The organism is Sphaerisporangium aureirubrum (assembly GCF_042658925.1).
GTDB lineage: Bacteria > Actinomycetota > Actinomycetes > Streptosporangiales > Streptosporangiaceae > Sphaerisporangium > Sphaerisporangium aureirubrum.
This window is the reverse complement of the sequence record NZ_JBHSRF010000007.1, coordinates 148,416-164,288: the sequence shown is the minus strand read 5'-3', so window position 1 is coordinate 164,288 and position 15,873 is coordinate 148,416. Positions and strand designations below refer to the sequence as shown.

Here is a 15,873-nt window from a genome sequence, read left to right as displayed (position 1 = left end):
TTAAGTCCTAATTGCGAGGGATTTCATATTTAAGCATGTGAGAGGCCATTAAATAGCTATCAAGATCGCGCAATGCCTGTTTGTCGTATGTGAGGTGGGGATAGTAACGCGGATGGGAAGCCGATCATAAGGAGCCGTACGCGCGCGGGGGCCGGACATCGGGAAATGCGCGTGCCGGCTCCGTCGTGTTCAAGGGGGAGAACAATGCCCGACGTCAAGAAATACGCCGCGCTGCTGGCGGCCATGGTGGCGATCACCGGAGGACTAGCCGGACTAGCCACCGTCACCGCCCCGAGCGCCAGCGCGGGCACGTCTCTCGTCATGGGGGGATGGGGCAACCACGACGACGATGACGACGACGATGGCGATGACGACGACGGTGACGGTGATGGCGACGACTACGAGGGTGACTCGCTGGAGGCGGACACCGACGAACTGGACCGCTCCGACGACGTGAGCGAGGACGGCACCGGCACCGGGCTCGGCCTCGGCGGCACGGGGACCGGCACCGGCACCGGTACGGACACCGGCACCGGCATCGCGGATGATCTCGGAACGCCCGTACGCGCCGCCGTCAACGGCCTGGAGTCGGTCGCCTGAGCCGAGCGTTGCGCGGCCACCGCGTCCGGGCGTTCCTCCTGGGAGTGCCCCCCGATCAGGGCCAGAACGGCCGGGCGCGGGCGGCCGCGGCGTTGATCGGCGCCCCGTCGATCTCGGTGAAGATCAGCGGCACGCCGAACGCGGGCCACTCGACCGCGAACTCGAACGGCTCGGGCGGCGGGAGCGGCCACAGCCACATCGACCATCCGCTGCTCGCGAAGTCGTTATTGTTCCGGCTGCTGCCGCCACCGCCGCTGTACTGCAGGATCGGGCCGTCCGGTCGCGGCGGCGGCCACTCGCCGCCCGACTCGGCCCTGCGGTCGACGGTCGTCGCCTTGCTGCCGTCGGAGAAGCGCACGCCGAAGCGCAGGACCTCGTCGTCGAGCGATGCGCCGTGACGGGCGAACGGATGATGGTTGCCGTGCATCAACAGCTCATGCCGCGTGCGCCAGGTGTCCTCGTCCATTCCTTCTGTACGCCGTGCCCCGATCTGCACGGCGATTTTGACCCCCTCGGGGAAAACGGTGCCGCTGACGAGTGCGATGACCAGCGCGTCACCCTCGAACAGCATCCGCTCGATAGGGGATATAGCCCCCAGGATTCCCGTGGGCGGTCCTACCCACGCCGGTAGTGCTCTTTCCTCGAACGGCTCCCGCTCGAGTGGCGGCGGTGCGGTGAAGAACTCCATATCGCCCAAACTACGTAATCCGCATAGTGTCCGCGACGGAATTTCCACCTGAGTTCTCCGTCCGCCCCGGCACGGCTCGGCCGGTCGACGGCGGTCAAGATCGGCGAGCGGAGTGTCCGGGGGGACGCGCTCGGGAGCCCCGCGATTCCCGCCCCGATGATCGTCGGCGGGCGCGCCGCGATGATCGGCTCCCGCGTACGCGAGCGAAGCGCGATGGCCGCGCCAAGAGCCTGGGATATCGTGCGCGAAAGGCGAACAATATGAAGGCGAACGGTCACATTCCCCCGCTTCGGCCGGCCGGCGGAGCATCCCGGCGGCGGTGAATAATTCACTGTCGTCGAATGGCCGCCGGGCGATTTCCTCTGGGCGCGAAGGTTTGTCAAGCCGCCGGTCCTGGCAGGAAGTGGTCGCCGGTGGACAGCATGCTGACCTGCTCGTCGGCTGCCCCGTGGGGGGTGGTGCACGCAGAATCGAGTTGGCGAAAGCGGATATCGATCGGGAAAAGAGGCGGGAAATGGTGAACGGAGTCGGCTCGCCGTTGAAGTCGAACTTGGCCGTTGAATTGTCGGTCCCTGAGGCGGGGTGGATGGTCTGTGACGTCGGCTGGGGTGACGATACGGACGCCACAGGAGCGGCCGGGCCGCACATAGCCCTCGGCACCGACGAGCCCGGAATCCGGGGACTGTTCAGGTTCCGCCCGGAGACGGCGTTTCCGATGAACCAGCTCGTGGACGTGCTGCTGTGCGGTGACAACACCCTGACCAGGGGTGAACGTGAGCTCATCGCGGCCTACGTGTCGTCGTTGAACGAGTGCCGGTTCTGCTTCTACACGCACGCGGCGTTCGCGGCGGTGCGGCTCGACGAGGGCATGGAACTGGTGCGGCAGGTCTGCGCCGACCTGGACACCGCTCCGGTGACGGACAAGATGAAGGCGTTGCTGCGCATCGCGGCCTCGGTGCAGCGCGGGGGCCGCAACGTCTCCGACCAGCAGGTGGCCGAGGCCCGCGCGGCGGACGCGACCGATGTGGAGATCCACGACACCGTGCTGATCGCCGCGGCGTTCTGCATGTTCAACCGCTACGTCGACGGCCTGGCGACCTTCGCGCCCGACGACCCCGCGGTCTACGCGGAGCGCGCGGGCCGTACCGAGGGGTACGTCGCGGTGCTGGCCGACTCGCTCAAGGGCTGACCCCGCGTGGAGCGGGGTCGCGCCACCAGGTTCACCGGCACCGCGGCCGTCGTAGCCCGGTACTCGGCGCACGCGAAGACCGCGCGTCGCCGAGAGGGAAGAGCGGGCATACGGCGGCCGGCCGCCGTGTTCGGTCCCGGATAGCCTGGTGGCGCGAGCGCCCGAGGGGGTGGTCGGGGTAAAAACAGAAAATCGGCTGAAACACGTTCTAGGAGGTCATCCGAACGTTCAGCCGAAGAACTCGTCCACCGCGTAGGAGTCCTGAGGGTAGCTCCAGCGCTCGCTGATCTTGCCGTCGGTGATACGGAAGACGTGGACGCCACGGTCGTCAATCGCGTGGCCGCCGCGCTCGCCATGAGCGCGGAGCATCACGGCCGCGTGCTCGTCATCGGCGAGAAATGCCTGCGGCTCATAGCTCATCGTGTCCTTGGTGATCTCGGACAGCTGTCCGAGGTAACTCAGGACCGCCTCCTTGCCCTGGTACTCCCCGGCCAGCGGCCCGCGGCCGGGAACGTGGAAGACGACGTCGTCACTGAGCAGGGTGCCGCGGAGGTGATCGAAATCACCATTGATCAGGGCGTCATAGCTTTCACGGGCGAGTACGGCGTTCGGATGTTCTGACATGAATCAGCCTCCTCTACAGGAACGGGTTATTTCAGGCGGCGTCGGTGACGCTACGCCACCGTAGGCGGAGCGACAAGGGAGTGAGGTAAGACTTACCGCCGAGTGATCTGGCCATGGCGCCGCGTCGGAAGGGCGGCGACCGCGGTGGTGTTTCGGGCGGTCCGGTCCGGAGTAATTGCCGGTAAGGATTCATCCGAAACACGGCAGACTCCATGGAGGCTGAGAAACCAGTCTACTTATCACCTGGTTCGTACCGGTTGCCGGAAATGTCAGATATATCGGAATAAGGGGTTGTCCGGTTACCCGTTGACAGTGCGCTCACGTGCGTCGATCATCCCCGTAGACGTCGCACAGGGAGTGCCCATGGCCCATATCACCCTGCCCACCGATGAGCCGGGAATCGTCGGCTTGATGCGGTACCGGCCGGAAACCGCAGCCCCACTGAATGCGCTGGCGGAAGTATTGCTGCGCAGTGACAACACCCTGTCCCGCGGTGAGCGGGAACTGATAGCGACGTACGTGTCGTCGCTCAACGACTGCCACTTCTGCGCCTCCTCGCACGCGGCCTTCGCCGCCGCGCAGCTGCCCGCGGGCATGCCCCTGGTGAACGCCGTCCGTCTCGACCCCGACGGCGCTGACGTCACCCCGAAGATGCGGGCGCTGCTCGGCATCGCCGCGGCCGTACAGCAGGGCGGGCTCAAGGTCACCGACCAGGAGATCGGCGCCGCCAGGGCCGCCGGGGCCACCGACGTGGAGATCCACGACACGGTGCTGATCGCCGCCGCGTTCTGCATGTTCAACCGATACGTCGACGGCCTCGGCACGTGGGCACCGGAGGACCCGGCCGCGTACGAGCAGACGGCCTCGCGGATCGTCAGCCATGGTTACGGGAGCTCGCTGAACGACGAGCCGGAGTCGCATAGCTGATGACCGAGCGGGAATCCGACCAACGCGTCCACCGCTATCTGATCATCGGCGCCGGCCCGGCCGGCCTCCAGCTCGCCTACTACCTGCACTCGGCGGGCGCCGACTACCTGGTGCTGGAACGGGACGCCGCACCGGGTTCCTTCTTCCGTGAGTACCCCCGGCACCGCAAGCTGATCTCCATCAACAAGGTGCACATCACGGAGAAGGACCCGGAGATCGCGCTGCGCTGGGACTGGAACTCCCTGCTCAACGACGACCCGGCCATGCTTTTCCCCAACTACACCCACGAGTACTACCCGCACGCCGACGACCTGGTGCGCTACCTCGGCGACTTCCAGCGGCGGCACGCGCTGAACGTGCGCTTCTCCACGCCGGTCGACCGGATCGAGAAGGCGGACGACGGCCTGTTCACCGTGCACACCGCCGGAGAGGAACTCCGGGCCGAGTGCGTGATCGTGGCGACCGGCTGGGGCGGGCCCTACATCCCCGACATCCCGGGCATCGGGCTGGCGACTGGATACGAGGACATGAGCACGGCGGGGACGGACTACACCGGCCGCCGGGTGCTGATCATCGGAAAGGGCAACTCGGCGTTCGAGACCGCCCAGTCCCTGATCGGCCACGCGGCGATCATCCACCTCGCCAGCCCGCACCCGGTGCGGTTCGCCTGGAACACCAAGCACCCCGGCCACGTGCGCGGCCAGTACGGCGCGCTGCTCGACGGCTACTGGTTCAAGACCCTGGACGGTGTGCTCGAATGCACCGTCGACTCCATCCGCCGGGAGGGCGACCGGTTCCGGGTCGACATCACCTACACACTCGCCGAGGGCGAGCGCGCGGTGCTGGAGTACGACACGGTGCTGCGCTGCACCGGTTTCACCATGAACACCGCGTTCTTCGGTGACTCCTGCCGGCCCGAGATGGCCAACGGCGGCAGGATGCCCGCGATCCGCAGCGACTTCCAGTCCGCCAACGTCGACGGGCTGTACTTCGCGGGCACCCTGATGCAGGCCCGCGACTTCAAGCGCGCCTCGTCGGCCTTCATCGACGGCTTCCGCTACAACCTGCGCGCCCTGACGCGCCTGCTGACCGAGAGGTACGAAGGGGTGCCGCTCACCCAGCAGGTGCTGCCGCTCGATCCCGACCAGCTCACCGCGACCATGCTGGAGCGGGTCAACTACAGCTCCGCGCTGTGGACGCAGTTCGAATACCTCTGCGACGTGTACGTGGTCGACGAGGAGGACGGGCGGATCAGGCACTTCGCCGAGCTTCCCGAGGACCACGCGGTCGAGCGCTTCGGCGACCGGCCGTCCTATTTCACTCTCACCCTGCGGTGGGGGCCCAGGGAGAACGGCGACGTGTTCGCCATCCGGCGGCACCCGACGCCGGACCGGGCCGAGGAGTGCGCCTTCCTCCACCCGGTGATCCGCCACTGGCGCGGCGACGAGCTGGTCGCGGAACGGCACCTGCTGGAGGACCTGCAGGCGCAGTGGCGCGACCCGGAACGGCACGTCCGCCCGCTGGCGGAGTTCCTGACCGCCAGGCTCGGCACCCGGCACTGACCGGTCGCGGGGCGGGCCGTCCGGCCCGCCCGGCGATCATCCCTGCGAGGGCCGCTCGTCGATGAGCTGAGCGGCCAGGAAGTCCACGACGTCGGTCAGCCGGCCGTTCCGGTCGAACGCGGCCCGCTGGCGTGCCGCCCCGGTGCCGTTCCGGAGCAGATGGTCGAGCCGTTCCTTCACCATGTCCAGGTCGCCCGCGTCGCACAGCGCCGGGCCGATGAGGTCGAGCAGCGCCGCCACCATGTCGGCGGCGGGCCGCAGCTCCCCGGTGACAGGGTCGAAGCCGTGGCCGTCCAGCCCGTCGCGGGCCGCCCGCCAGTACGCCACGCGCAGCAGCTCGCCCGGCACCGGCGGCCCCGGGTCGCCGGCCTCCACCCGGGACAGGAAGGTCACGACCAGCCCGCGCGCCACCGCCGCCAGCAGCGCGGACTCCTCGACGGTGGCGGGCACGTCGGTGACCCGGACCTCCAGCGTGGGCAGCCGCGCCGACGGCCGCACGTCCCAGAAGATCGTGCCGGGGTCGACCAGCGCCCCCGCCTCGGTCAGCGCCGCCACCGTTCCCTCGAAGTGGGCGAGCGAGCGGAAGTACGGCGGGGGGCCGGCCACCGGCCACTTCGACCAGCTCAGCGCCCGCCAGCTGGCGTACCCGGTGTCCCGGCCCGCCCAGTACGGGGAGTTGGCCATCATCGCGACCAGCACGGGCAGCCACGGCCGCACGTGATTGCCCACCAGCACGGCCCGCTCGCGGTCGGGCAGGTGGACGTGCACGTGGCCCGCGCAGATGGTCTGCTCGTCGTGCAGCGCGCGGTAGGTGGCGATGCCCACGTCGTACCGCGGGTGGTCGGTGATCGGGGGCGGCACGACGTCGCCGAGCACGGGGGTGCCGGAGGCCACGACGCTCAGGCCCAGCTCGCGGGCCGAGGCCGCCACGGCGGTCCGCATGCGGCGCAGGTGGCGCTCCACCTCGGCGTTGGTGGTGCAGGGCGGTGTCTTGGCCTCCAGCTGGAACTTGGTGATCTCGGAGCACACGAGGTCGCCGAGCTCGGCGGAGGCACGGTCGATCAGCTCGGCCGCGCGCGGCGACACCGCTCGGCTCACCGGATCGACGATGAGATATTCCTCTTCCACCCCGAGCAGCGGACGCAGCGGCGCGAATGGCGCGGGGTGGGGTGACTCGATGGTCGCCGTCATAGCTCTCCCACTGGGACAGGAGCCGGTACAAGGGGGCCGCCCGGTGACCGTGCCGGGCCGACGACGCAACGGTATCCATCGGCGGGCTCTTTCGCGGGCCCCCGGGGGAATTCCGTGGACGGAGGTGAGGGGTACCCCAGAGGCGGCCTACGGGGAAGGGGGCGGACCATGCCGATTTCCTGGGGCTGAGCCTGGTGAACCACTTGGCCTTAATCGTCGCGCCGCACTACGCTTTGCCGCAGATCATTCCGCCCTGTGTCCGCGGAGCTCCCTCAGATGGAGGTGGCACCGCTATTGGCACGGGCGTCGACCTTGTCAAGCGCGCCGTGGCTTCACGGACCCCTGGCCGCGTTCGCCGATTCACCCCGTCGCACCGACGGCGTGTTCGGCATGACCATCGCGGTCCGGACGCCCTCGATGCCCAGTGCCGACCGGTCCATCGATCATCGCCGCATGGGGAAACGGGACTGTTGTGCCCGATTTCGGGCAGGTGCCAGTAAAAAAACTCCCTGCTTCCCCATTGGCCGCGCCGAATAGGCGAGGTTTGACAAGAGGATGGAAGATGACGCGCATAGATCCTGAGGCGCTGGTGGCGAGCCTGCGGGGCCTTCAGAAGACCACTGAGACGACCGGTGTCGTCCATCATCTGGAACGCATCGTGCGAGTGGTCGACCGATTGTTCGGTTACGCGGGCGCCGGATTGATGTTCGCCGACGAGGGCAAGCGGCTGCGCTACCTCGTGACGACCGACGAGGCCGGGCGCAGCCTTGAGCACGCCCAGGCGGCGATCGGCCGCGGCCCGTGCGTTTCCGCGTACTTCAGCAACGGCGCGGTGACGACCCGGGACGTGCACGAGGACGAGCGGTGGCCCGGCCTCGCCCCCCTGCTGCACCCGTCCGTGCGGGCGGTCGCCGGCGTGCCCGTACGCCTCGGCGACGGGCCGGTCGGCACCCTGAACGTCTACCAGGCCGAGCCGCAGGACTGGGAGGAGTCCGACACCCAGGCCCTCATGGCGTACGCGCACGTCATAGAGGAGGTGCTGGCGGCGGCCGTCAAGGCCGAGGAGAAGAGCGTGCTGGCCGACCAGCTGCAGTACGCCCTGGACTACCGGATAGTGATCGAGCGGGCCATCGGCTACCTGATGGGCAAGCACGACCTCACGGCGGCCGAGGCGTTCACCGGCCTGCGCAAGCGGGCCAGGGACAGCCGCCGCCGCGTGGCGGACCTGGCCGCGGAGATCCTCGGGGAGCAGGCGCCGCCCGCGTGAGCGCCGGCCCCCGCTACCCTGAACGGTGATGTATCGACTGCTCTTCGCCCAGGTGCTCAGCCGGATGGACGCCGAGGCCGTGCACCACGCGACCATCCGGGCCCTGCGTCTGCTCTCGGCCGCCCCGTTCCTGAAGCGCCGCCTGTACTCCCGGCTGGCGCCCCGGGACGAGGCGCTGCGCGTACGGGCGTTCGGGGTGCACTTCCCGAGCCCCTTCGGGCTCGCGGCGGGCTTCGACAAGGACGCCGGGTGCGTGGAGGCACTGGCGGCGTTCGGCTTCGGGTACGTCGAGGTGGGCACGATCACGGCGCACGCCCAGCCGGGCAACGCCCGGCCGAGGCTGTTCCGCCTCACCGCGGACCGCGCGATCGTCAACCGCATGGGCTTCAACAACGCGGGCGCGGCGCGGGCCGCCCGGCGGCTGCGCAGGCCGCGCGGCCTGCCGGTGGTGGTCGGGGTGAACATCGGCAAGACCAAGGTCATCCCCGAGGACCTCGCCCGGCGCGACTACGTGGCCAGCGCCCGCGGCCTGGCCCCGCTCGCCGACTACCTCGTGGTCAACGTCAGCTCGCCCAACACCCCCGGCCTGCGCGACCTCCAGGCGGTGGAGCTGCTGCGGCCGTTGCTCGCGGACGTGCGCGGCGCCGCGGGCCGCACCCCGGTGCTGGTGAAGATCGCGCCCGACCTGGCGGACGAGGACATCGACGCGGTCGCCGACCTCGCCGTCGAGCTCGGCCTCGCCGGGGTGATCGCCACCAACACCACCATCGCCCGGGACGGCCTGACCGACGCCGCGGCCCGGGAGACGGGCGGGTTGTCCGGCAGGCCGCTGAAGGCCCGTTCCCTCGAAGTACTGCGCAGGCTGCGCGCCCGGGTCGGCGACCGGCTCACGCTGGTGTCGGTGGGCGGCGTGGAGGACGTGGACGACGTCTGGGAGCGCCTGCTGGCCGGGGCCACCCTGGTGCAGGGATACACCGGCATGATCTACCAGGGGCCGTTGTGGGCCTGGCGGATCAACCGCGACCTGTCCCGCCGCCTGCGCCGCCACGGATACGCCACGGTCGGCGAGGTGGTCGGCCGGGTGAGCGGGCCGCCCACCCGGCGGATCGAGGAGATCGAGCAGCCCGGGAAGGCTCAGGGCGCCAGGTAGGAGCGCAGGCCCTTGGCCAGCGACTCGGCGATCCGCTGCCGGAACGCCGGGTCCTTCAGCCGGGCGGCGTCCGACGCGTTGCGCATGTTGCCGGTCTCGATGAAGATCTTCGGCACCGTGGACAGGTTGAGCCCGCCGAGGTCGCTGCGGTAGTCGAGGGCGTCCCTGCCGATGTAGGTCGAGTACGGCAGCCCGGTCCCGTCGCGGAACGCCTTCCGCACGGCGAGGCCGAGCCGCTTGGAGTCGCCCACCACGGGGTCCACCGGTCCGCGGATCTTCTTCGGCATGATCACGTGGAAGCCGCGGTCGGCGGCCCCGGCCCCGTCGGCGTGCACGGAGATCGCGGCGTCGGCGTGCGCGTCGTTGCCGATGGCGGCTCGCTGGGTGATGCACGGCCCCACGCTCGTGTTGTCCCTGCGGGTCAGCTTCACCGTGGCGCCCTCGGCCTTCAGCAGCTTGACCATGCGCTTGGCGACGTCCCAGGTGAAGGCCGCCTCGGAGTACCCGTCGTTGGTCGCGGTGCCGGTGGTGTCGCACGCCTTCCACTGCGTGAGGACGTTCACCTTCTTGTTGATGGCCGCGGGGTCGCGGTAGTTGCCGCCGTTGTGGCCGGGATCGATCACGATCACCTTGCCGCTCAGCGGCTTGACCTCGCTCTGCCCGGCCGCGGCGGGCGTGGCGGTCTGTGGCGCGGAGGACGCCGGCGCCGCGGCCGTCTTCGGCGCCCGGGCGGCGGGGGCGGTGGCGGCGTCGGCCTGGGGGCCGGCCGTCCCGCCGCAGGCGACGGCACCCAGCCCGGCCAGGGCCAGGCACGCGGCGGCGAGTGCTCGACTGGTCACGAATGATCCCTTCGCAGGCGACCTATCCGCATCCAACCTACGCGTACCGGCGCGATGACCAGGACGTTTCGCCCGATCAGGTCATTTACCAGGCGTGCTCGCCCAGTTCCTGCCGCTGGAGCAGCGCCGCGAGGTCGCGCGCCTCCTCGGCGTCCAGGCCGAGCACCACCCGTGGCCGTCCCCAGGGATGGTCGATGGAATGGGCGACGTAGCTCGCGACCGACTCGGTCGACCCGTCGCCGTCCTTGCCTCGCGCGGCCCGCCAGTGCGCCCAGGCGCGTTCGAGCTCGGCCGCCGCGCGCTGCGCGCAGGACACCAGTTCTGGATCACGCATGCCTACCCCCTACGCCCGTGACCTACGAGTCAACACCGGCGGGGGGCGTTCGACGTGGAGGTTGACCTACCCTTGGGGCTCGCTTGGCGCCGGGCCTGTGCTGTGCCGGACCACCAGGCGCGGCGTGACCTGGCGCAGACGGGCCGTTTTGCCGGGGTCGGTGATGCGGTCGCTCAGCAGCGTGGCGGCCGAGCGGCCCATGGCGCGCCGCGGTTGGTCCAGGCTGGTCAGCGAGATGTGGTGGATGGCCGCGAGGTGGGTGTTGTCGTACCCGACGACCGAAAGGTCCTCCGGCACCCGCAGCCCGAGCTCGCTGGCCGCGACCAGCACCCCGAGCGCGACGACGTCGTTGGCCGCGAAGATCGCGGTGGGCCGGGGGTCGCGCTCCAGCAGGGCGCGGGCGGCCCGCCGTCCGCCCTCCTCGGTGAAGTCGCCGTGCTCCACCATGATGTGCGGCGCCAGGCCGTGCCTGCGCATCGCGACGAGGTAACCCTCGCAGCGGAACCGGGCCGACGACGACGGCGTGCCCTCGATGTGCGCGATCCGCCGGTGCCCGAGCTCCACCAGGTGGTCCACGGCCAGGCGGGCGCCGAGCTCGTCGTCGTCCACCACGATGTCCACGCTGTCCAGCTCGACGTCGCGCTCGCCCACGACCACGGTCGGCGTGTACGCCGCCGCCTCGGCCAGCGTCTCGCTGGAGGGCGCCACGCCGAGCAGCACCAGGCCGTCCACCCGTAGCTCCAGGAACGCCTCGACGGCCTCCTCCTCGAACGCGGGGTCCCACCGGCCGCTGCCGATCAGCAGCCGCAGGCCGTCGCCGTGCAGGCTCTCCTGGAGCCCGTCGAGGAACTCGGCGTAGAAGGGGTTGTGGAGATCGGCGACGAGGGCGCCCACGAGGTGGGTGCGGCCCTCGACCAGGCTGCGGGCCACCGCGTTGGGGCGGTAGCCGAGCTCTCTGGCCGCCTGTAGCACCGCTTCCCGCCGGTGCTCGCTGACGTGTGGCGACCCCCGCAACACCAGGGAGACCAGCGACTTGGAGACGCCCGCCCGCTCTGCCACGTTACGGATCGTCGGCCGGGGACGCGGTCCGTGGGCGTCGCCGAGGGCCGGGGCGGCCGTGCCGAGATCCGTGCGGTAGCGGGAAGTCGTCTGCATGGACGGTCCTGACATGGTTCTCCCCACGCTGAGTGGATGTGCACCTGTCAGACCAAACGATCGAGTCGCGCCGAGGGTACGGGTGTGTTGCGCGCCGAGGTGACGGTCGTTCTGGACGCGTTCGCCCGGCACCCCTCGGTTAGGGTGCGCAGTGTGGGTGCGACATCACGAGCTCCGGACGCGCAGGACCATCCACCGGGCGGTCACCGGCCGGTGCGGCGCAGGCTCAGCGTGGACCGCCGGCGCGAGGAGCTGATGGCGGCGGCGCTGGAGTTGTTCAGCAAGCACGACGCGGAGGACGTCTCGGTCGACGACGTCGCCTCCGCCGCGGGGGCCTCCCGGGCCCTGGTCTACCACTACTTCGGCGGCAAGCAGGAGCTGTACGTGGCCGCGCTGCGCAGCGCGGCGGCGGAGCTCGCGGAGCGGCTGCGGCCGGTCGGCGGGGGCAGCGCCCTGGAGGAGATCGCCGACGGGCTCACGCGGTACTTCGACTTCGTGGAGGACCACGCCGCAGGGTTCGCGGCCCTGCTGCGCGGCGGCCCGGCCAACCGGGCCGGCGAGGTGGGCGAGATCGTCGAGAGCGTGCGGCGGCGCCTGCTGCGGATGATCACACACCGTATGCGGGTGGACGAGCCGGGGGCGGCGCTGCGGGTGACGCTCCGTTCGTGGATCGCGTCGGTCGAGATCGCGGGACTCGACTGGCTCGAGAACCGCGATTTGGACCGGGCGACGCTGGAAAGCCTGCTGGTGGACCAGATGACGGCGCTGCTGGACGTGGCCGCGCGGCACGACCACCAGGTGGGCGTGCTGCTGGCCGATCTGCGGCCCGTACGGGCCCAGTGAACCCCCATCGAATCCTGTGCCGAGCCCAGTGAGGCGGCGCCGGCGCGGACGGCGCCTCCACACCGGCCCGTAACCCTCCGTGCGCGGCGGGCCGGGGAACCGGCCTGTGCGGCTCAGGGTCACGGGTGTGCGGTGTTGTTGACGCGCTCACATACGGGACGCGAGCGCGCCGGTTCTCCCCCCTAGGTCCGTGACGGACCTCGCCTTACTCCGATCGCTGCTGCGGGATGCCCGCGAGCAGCGCCCGGACCTCGGTCTCCCGGTAACGCCGGTGACCGCCGAGGGTGCGGATGGACGTCAACTTGCCCGCCTTCGCCCACCGAGTAACGGTCTTGGGGTCGACGCGGAACATGGTGGCGACCTCCGCCGGGGTGAGCAGTGGCTCGGCCTCGGGTGTACGAGCTGACATTTGTGCGGCCTCTCCTCCGTGGACCGGCGACAGCGATCCTGCGACTTGTGTTGGCGCTTCGTCACGGATGTCCCACAATGATCCATTACGTGCGGATTTTTCTGGACCACATGCGGTATCACCCGATGTGACCATACAGCCACGTAGAGCGATTGGCGAGCCCTGAAAGTACAACGCCTTGTCCACGGGTTGATGTCACGCTCGGTGATTCTAGCGACACGTTTCGTGGTATCGCAGTGAAAACGGCAAACTACTCAGTTCGCAGAAGCGAGCTGGTGACTCCCGTTACCTACTTTTGCAGGTCACGTGCATGATTTGCGGTTCAGTTCGCTGATTCGAGGGCTTGTATTGACTTCCAGCGGACGATCACGCGCTGATACATGGCGAAGGCCAGCTCTTCTTGACCGGTGTCCAGGCCCGTGAGCGCCGCCGCGAGCTCGGCGGCGGACTGATCGGCCTGCAGCGTGGCGTCGTCCATGAGGTGGACCAGGCCGCCGTAGTCGAGCTCGACCAGCGAGTGGGGATGGAAGTCCTCCAGCCACCTGCCGACCTCTTCGACCTCGGTCAGCGTGCTCACCTCGCCCACGTGCCGCCTGATGACGACCAGGGCCCTAGCCACCCGCCTGCGGGCCTGCGCCATCGACGTGACGTACAGCAGGTTGCGGGCGGGGGCCGTGGTGGTGGCGGCCGACGGCTCGGGGGCGTTCTCCTCCTGGCGCCCGAGCACCAGCCAGCGCTCCGCCGAGTCGAACGGCACGAACCACGGCGTCGGCACGTGCCAGGTGCTGGTGCGGATGTGGGTGCGCAGCGCGGCCGAGCCGCCGTTCTGCTTGAAGCGGTCGAAGTCGTCCACGGTCTGCTCGGCGATGGCCCGGGGCACGAAACGGTCGGCCAGCCGGGGCGGCGTGCCGCCGCGGAAGCGGGCGAACGACAGCCAGGACCGCAGCCTGCTCTGCCACGGGCACACGTACAGCGTGTCCTCTATACGGCGCAGGTAGGCGTTGGTGCTCTCACCTCCCGGCGCGGGCATCGGCGAGACGCCGAGCAGCCGGCGCACCGCCTCGGCGTGCTCGGCCTCCAGGGCGAACGCGCGGCGCGGCCGGTCCTTGGAGTCCGCGTACGCCGCCCAGTAGGCGCGGTCGCGCTCGGTGAACGCGGACAACGGCTCGTAGACACGGAGATAGGCGGCGTAGGGCAGCACACCTCGAATGGTGCCACGGAGCGGTGAGCGGACGCGAGCGAGCACGGCGGGGCGCCGGGGGTACGGGCGGATGGTCGGGGTGCGCGGGATCGCCCAGGGGCGTTCTGGCGTGTCGCGGCGTGTCGCGTGAGCGGGAGCGATCATGGTCGGCGCGAGGGCGGCTGGATAGGGTGGTGTCCTGGATCCGCCGCGACGAGGCGGCGGACAGCAAGATGACTGGGAGTCACCACCGTGACCGATGTCTTCGGGTTGTCCCACAAGGACGCCGACCCCTCACCGAACGGACAAGCACGACACGAGCAGGTCGTCTTCTGCGCCGACGACCGCAGCGGCCTGCGGGCGATCATCGCCGTCTACAGCACCGCGCTCGGCCCCGGCCTCGGGGGCACGCGCTTCTACCCCTACGAGAGCGAGCAGGCCGCGCTGGCCGACGTCCTCAACCTCTCCCGGGCCATGGCGTACAAGAACGCGCTCGCCGGGCTGGACCTCGGCGGCGCGAAGGCCGTGATCATCGGCGATCCGGCGAAGGACAAGAGCGAGGCCCTGCTGCGGGCGTACGGCCGCTTCGTGCAGTCCCTCGGCGGCCGGTACTACACGGCCTGCGACGTGGGCACCTACAGCGAGGACATGGACATCGTCGCCCGGGAGTGCTCGTTCGTGACCGGGCGCACCGTGGAGCACGGCGGCGCGGGCGACTCCTCCATCCTCACCGCCTACGGCGTGTTCCAGGGGATGCGGGCCGCCGCCCAGTACGCCTACGGCTCGCCCACCCTGCGCGGCCGGCGGGTCGGCGTCGAAGGGGTCGGCAAGGTCGGCCACCGGCTCGTGGACCTCCTGCTGGAGGACGGCGCCGAGGCCGTGGTCTGCGACGTCAGCGAGCAGGCCGTCGAGCGGGTCCGCGCCCGCCACCCCCAGGTGGACGTCGTCGCGGACGCCGCGGCGCTGCGGGCCGCCGACATCGACGTCTACTCCCCCTGCGCGCTCGGCGGCGCCCTGGACGACGACACCGTCGCCGGGCTGCGCGCCACCATCGTGTGCGGCGGCGCCAACAACCAGTTGGCCCACACCGGCGTGGAGAAGCAGCTCGCCGAGCGTGGTGTCCTCTACGCTCCCGACTACGTGGTCAACTCCGGCGGCGTGATCCAGGTCGCGGACGAGATCGAGGGCTTCGACATGGATCGAGCCAGGGCAAAGGCAACGCAGATCTTCGACACGACATTGAAGATCTTTTCGATGGCGGAGGAAGAAGGGGTTCCCCCGGCGGTGGCTGCCGATAGGCTAGCCGAGCGCAGAATGTCGGAAGTCGGACGGCTTAGGGCCATTTGGCTCGGCCGCTGACCACGGACGCCCATACGGCGTACCGACTGGCGCGCAAAACAGGTACGGTTGTAGTCGAACGAGAGCTGACGCCGGAAGTCAGGCGGCGTCAGCGCGTGGTGCGTTAGCGACGAGGGGTCGGGCACGACCCCGCATGAGGGGGTCGAGCCGATGGGGCGCGGCCGAGCCAAGGCCAAGCAGGTGAAGGTTGCCCGCCAGCTCAAGTACAACAGCGGCGGCACCGATCTTGACCGTCTTCGCGAGGAGCTCGGAGTCAACCACGACTCCAACCAGAACGATGACGATGTCGTCGACGATGAGCTGGCCGATCGGTACGCCGATTACGCCGACGATTTCGATGATGACAATGATGAGGACCCCAGGTCCCGGCGCCAATAGGCGAATTTCGGGTTGAACGTTGGCAGGGCACCCGGCGGGCATCGCTCGCCGAGTGCCCGCTCCGTGCCGCCTGAGAGCTCCTTGCCAGCTTCTGGCAAGGAGCTCTTCGTCGTGTTCTCACCCTGTGCGCCGGTCAGTAGCACTATGGCCGGTCGCCACGAGGGGCCGTGACGACCGG

17 protein-coding genes are annotated in these 15,873 nt (G+C 69.8%); 9 read left to right on the top strand and 8 right to left on the bottom strand.

All coding sequences use genetic code 11. From position 1 onward, the window contains the following. Window positions 1-204: 204 nt before the first annotated feature. The gene (locus ACFP1K_RS08040; RefSeq protein ID WP_380748581.1) at window positions 205-600 is read left to right on the top strand and encodes a hypothetical protein; all 396 of its coding nucleotides are present in this window, start codon (window positions 205-207) and stop codon (window positions 598-600) included. 55 nt (window positions 601-655) lie between these two features. Here the strand turns inward: ACFP1K_RS08040 and ACFP1K_RS08035 are convergent, their stop codons facing one another. Beyond that, window positions 656-1,288 carry a hypothetical protein gene (locus ACFP1K_RS08035; RefSeq protein ID WP_380748579.1) on the bottom strand — a complete coding sequence of 211 codons (633 nt, stop codon included), beginning with the start codon at window positions 1,286-1,288 and terminating at the stop codon, window positions 656-658. A 586-nt stretch (window positions 1,289-1,874) separates the two neighbouring features. On the opposite strand from ACFP1K_RS08035, the gene ACFP1K_RS08030 reads away from it, so the two are divergent. Then, window positions 1,875-2,477 (top strand): carboxymuconolactone decarboxylase family protein, encoded by a 603-nt coding sequence (locus tag ACFP1K_RS08030; RefSeq protein WP_380748577.1) that lies wholly within the window; start codon window positions 1,875-1,877, stop codon window positions 2,475-2,477. A 228-nt stretch (window positions 2,478-2,705) separates the two neighbouring features. Here ACFP1K_RS08030 and ACFP1K_RS08025 read toward each other — a convergent pair whose 3' ends face one another. Continuing rightward, complete coding sequence (locus ACFP1K_RS08025) at window positions 2,706-3,101, bottom strand: nuclear transport factor 2 family protein (protein ID WP_380748575.1); 396 nt, start codon at window positions 3,099-3,101, stop codon at window positions 2,706-2,708. 363 nt (window positions 3,102-3,464) lie between these two features. Between ACFP1K_RS08025 and ACFP1K_RS08020 the strand changes: the two genes are divergently transcribed. Both ACFP1K_RS08020 and ACFP1K_RS08015 read left to right on the top strand, forming a co-directional pair. Then, window positions 3,465-4,028 (top strand): carboxymuconolactone decarboxylase family protein, encoded by a 564-nt coding sequence (locus tag ACFP1K_RS08020; RefSeq protein WP_380748573.1) that lies wholly within the window; start codon window positions 3,465-3,467, stop codon window positions 4,026-4,028. Continuing rightward, window positions 4,028-5,590, top strand: coding sequence for an NAD(P)-binding domain-containing protein (locus ACFP1K_RS08015; protein ID WP_380748571.1), 1,563 nt, complete (start codon window positions 4,028-4,030; stop codon window positions 5,588-5,590). Before ACFP1K_RS08020 ends, ACFP1K_RS08015 begins: the two co-directional genes overlap by 1 nt. Before the next feature lie 36 nt (window positions 5,591-5,626). Here the strand turns inward: ACFP1K_RS08015 and ACFP1K_RS08010 are convergent, their stop codons facing one another. Beyond that, entirely contained in the window at window positions 5,627-6,781 is a 1,155-nt protein-coding gene (locus ACFP1K_RS08010; protein WP_380748569.1) for a carboxylate-amine ligase, read from the bottom strand. Window positions 6,782-7,343: 562 nt separating this feature from the next. On the opposite strand from ACFP1K_RS08010, the gene ACFP1K_RS08005 reads away from it, so the two are divergent. Then, window positions 7,344-8,048: a GAF and ANTAR domain-containing protein gene (locus ACFP1K_RS08005; protein WP_380748567.1), complete on the top strand. Its 705-nt coding sequence runs from the start codon at window positions 7,344-7,346 to the stop codon at window positions 8,046-8,048. Window positions 8,049-8,076: 28 nt separating this feature from the next. Further along, window positions 8,077-9,198 carry a quinone-dependent dihydroorotate dehydrogenase gene (locus ACFP1K_RS08000; protein WP_380748565.1) on the top strand — a complete coding sequence of 374 codons (1,122 nt, stop codon included), beginning with the start codon at window positions 8,077-8,079 and terminating at the stop codon, window positions 9,196-9,198. Here the strand turns inward: ACFP1K_RS08000 and ACFP1K_RS07995 are convergent. The 3 genes from ACFP1K_RS07995 to ACFP1K_RS07985 all read right to left on the bottom strand — a co-directional run bounded on the left by ACFP1K_RS07995 (window position 9,183) and on the right by ACFP1K_RS07985 (window position 11,526). After that, entirely contained in the window at window positions 9,183-10,037 is an 855-nt protein-coding gene (locus tag ACFP1K_RS07995) for an N-acetylmuramoyl-L-alanine amidase (RefSeq protein WP_380748563.1), read from the bottom strand. The two genes, ACFP1K_RS08000 and ACFP1K_RS07995, sit on opposite strands and share 16 nt — an antisense overlap. 85 nt (window positions 10,038-10,122) lie before the next feature. Then, on the bottom strand, window positions 10,123-10,371 hold the full coding sequence (locus ACFP1K_RS07990; RefSeq protein ID WP_380748561.1) for a hypothetical protein: 249 nt from the start codon (window positions 10,369-10,371) through the stop codon (window positions 10,123-10,125). Window positions 10,372-10,437: 66 nt separating this feature from the next. Beyond that, window positions 10,438-11,526, bottom strand: a complete 1,089-nt coding sequence (locus tag ACFP1K_RS07985; protein WP_380748559.1) for a LacI family DNA-binding transcriptional regulator — start codon at window positions 11,524-11,526, stop codon at window positions 10,438-10,440. 153 nt (window positions 11,527-11,679) lie between these two features. Between ACFP1K_RS07985 and ACFP1K_RS07980 the strand changes: the two genes are divergently transcribed. Beyond that, a complete protein-coding gene (locus tag ACFP1K_RS07980) occupies window positions 11,680-12,369 on the top strand; it encodes a TetR/AcrR family transcriptional regulator (RefSeq protein WP_380748557.1) in 690 nt (229 codons plus the stop codon). Between the two features lie 205 nt (window positions 12,370-12,574). On the opposite strand, the gene bldC is transcribed toward ACFP1K_RS07980, so the two are convergent. Both bldC and ACFP1K_RS07970 read right to left on the bottom strand, forming a co-directional pair. Beyond that, on the bottom strand, window positions 12,575-12,778 hold the full coding sequence (gene bldC / locus ACFP1K_RS07975) for a developmental transcriptional regulator BldC (protein WP_013133571.1): 204 nt from the start codon (window positions 12,776-12,778) through the stop codon (window positions 12,575-12,577). A 322-nt stretch (window positions 12,779-13,100) separates the two neighbouring features. Continuing rightward, window positions 13,101-13,979 (bottom strand): hypothetical protein, encoded by an 879-nt coding sequence (locus ACFP1K_RS07970; RefSeq protein WP_380748555.1) that lies wholly within the window; start codon window positions 13,977-13,979, stop codon window positions 13,101-13,103. Between the two features lie 231 nt (window positions 13,980-14,210). Here ACFP1K_RS07970 and ACFP1K_RS07965 point away from each other — a divergent pair, with 231 nt between their 5' ends. Further along, the gene (locus tag ACFP1K_RS07965; protein WP_380748553.1) at window positions 14,211-15,317 is read left to right on the top strand and encodes a Leu/Phe/Val dehydrogenase; all 1,107 of its coding nucleotides are present in this window, start codon (window positions 14,211-14,213) and stop codon (window positions 15,315-15,317) included. A 150-nt stretch (window positions 15,318-15,467) separates the two neighbouring features. After that, a complete protein-coding gene (locus tag ACFP1K_RS07960; RefSeq protein ID WP_380748551.1) occupies window positions 15,468-15,695 on the top strand; it encodes a DUF3073 domain-containing protein in 228 nt (75 codons plus the stop codon). The last annotated feature ends 178 nt before the right edge of the window (window positions 15,696-15,873 follow it).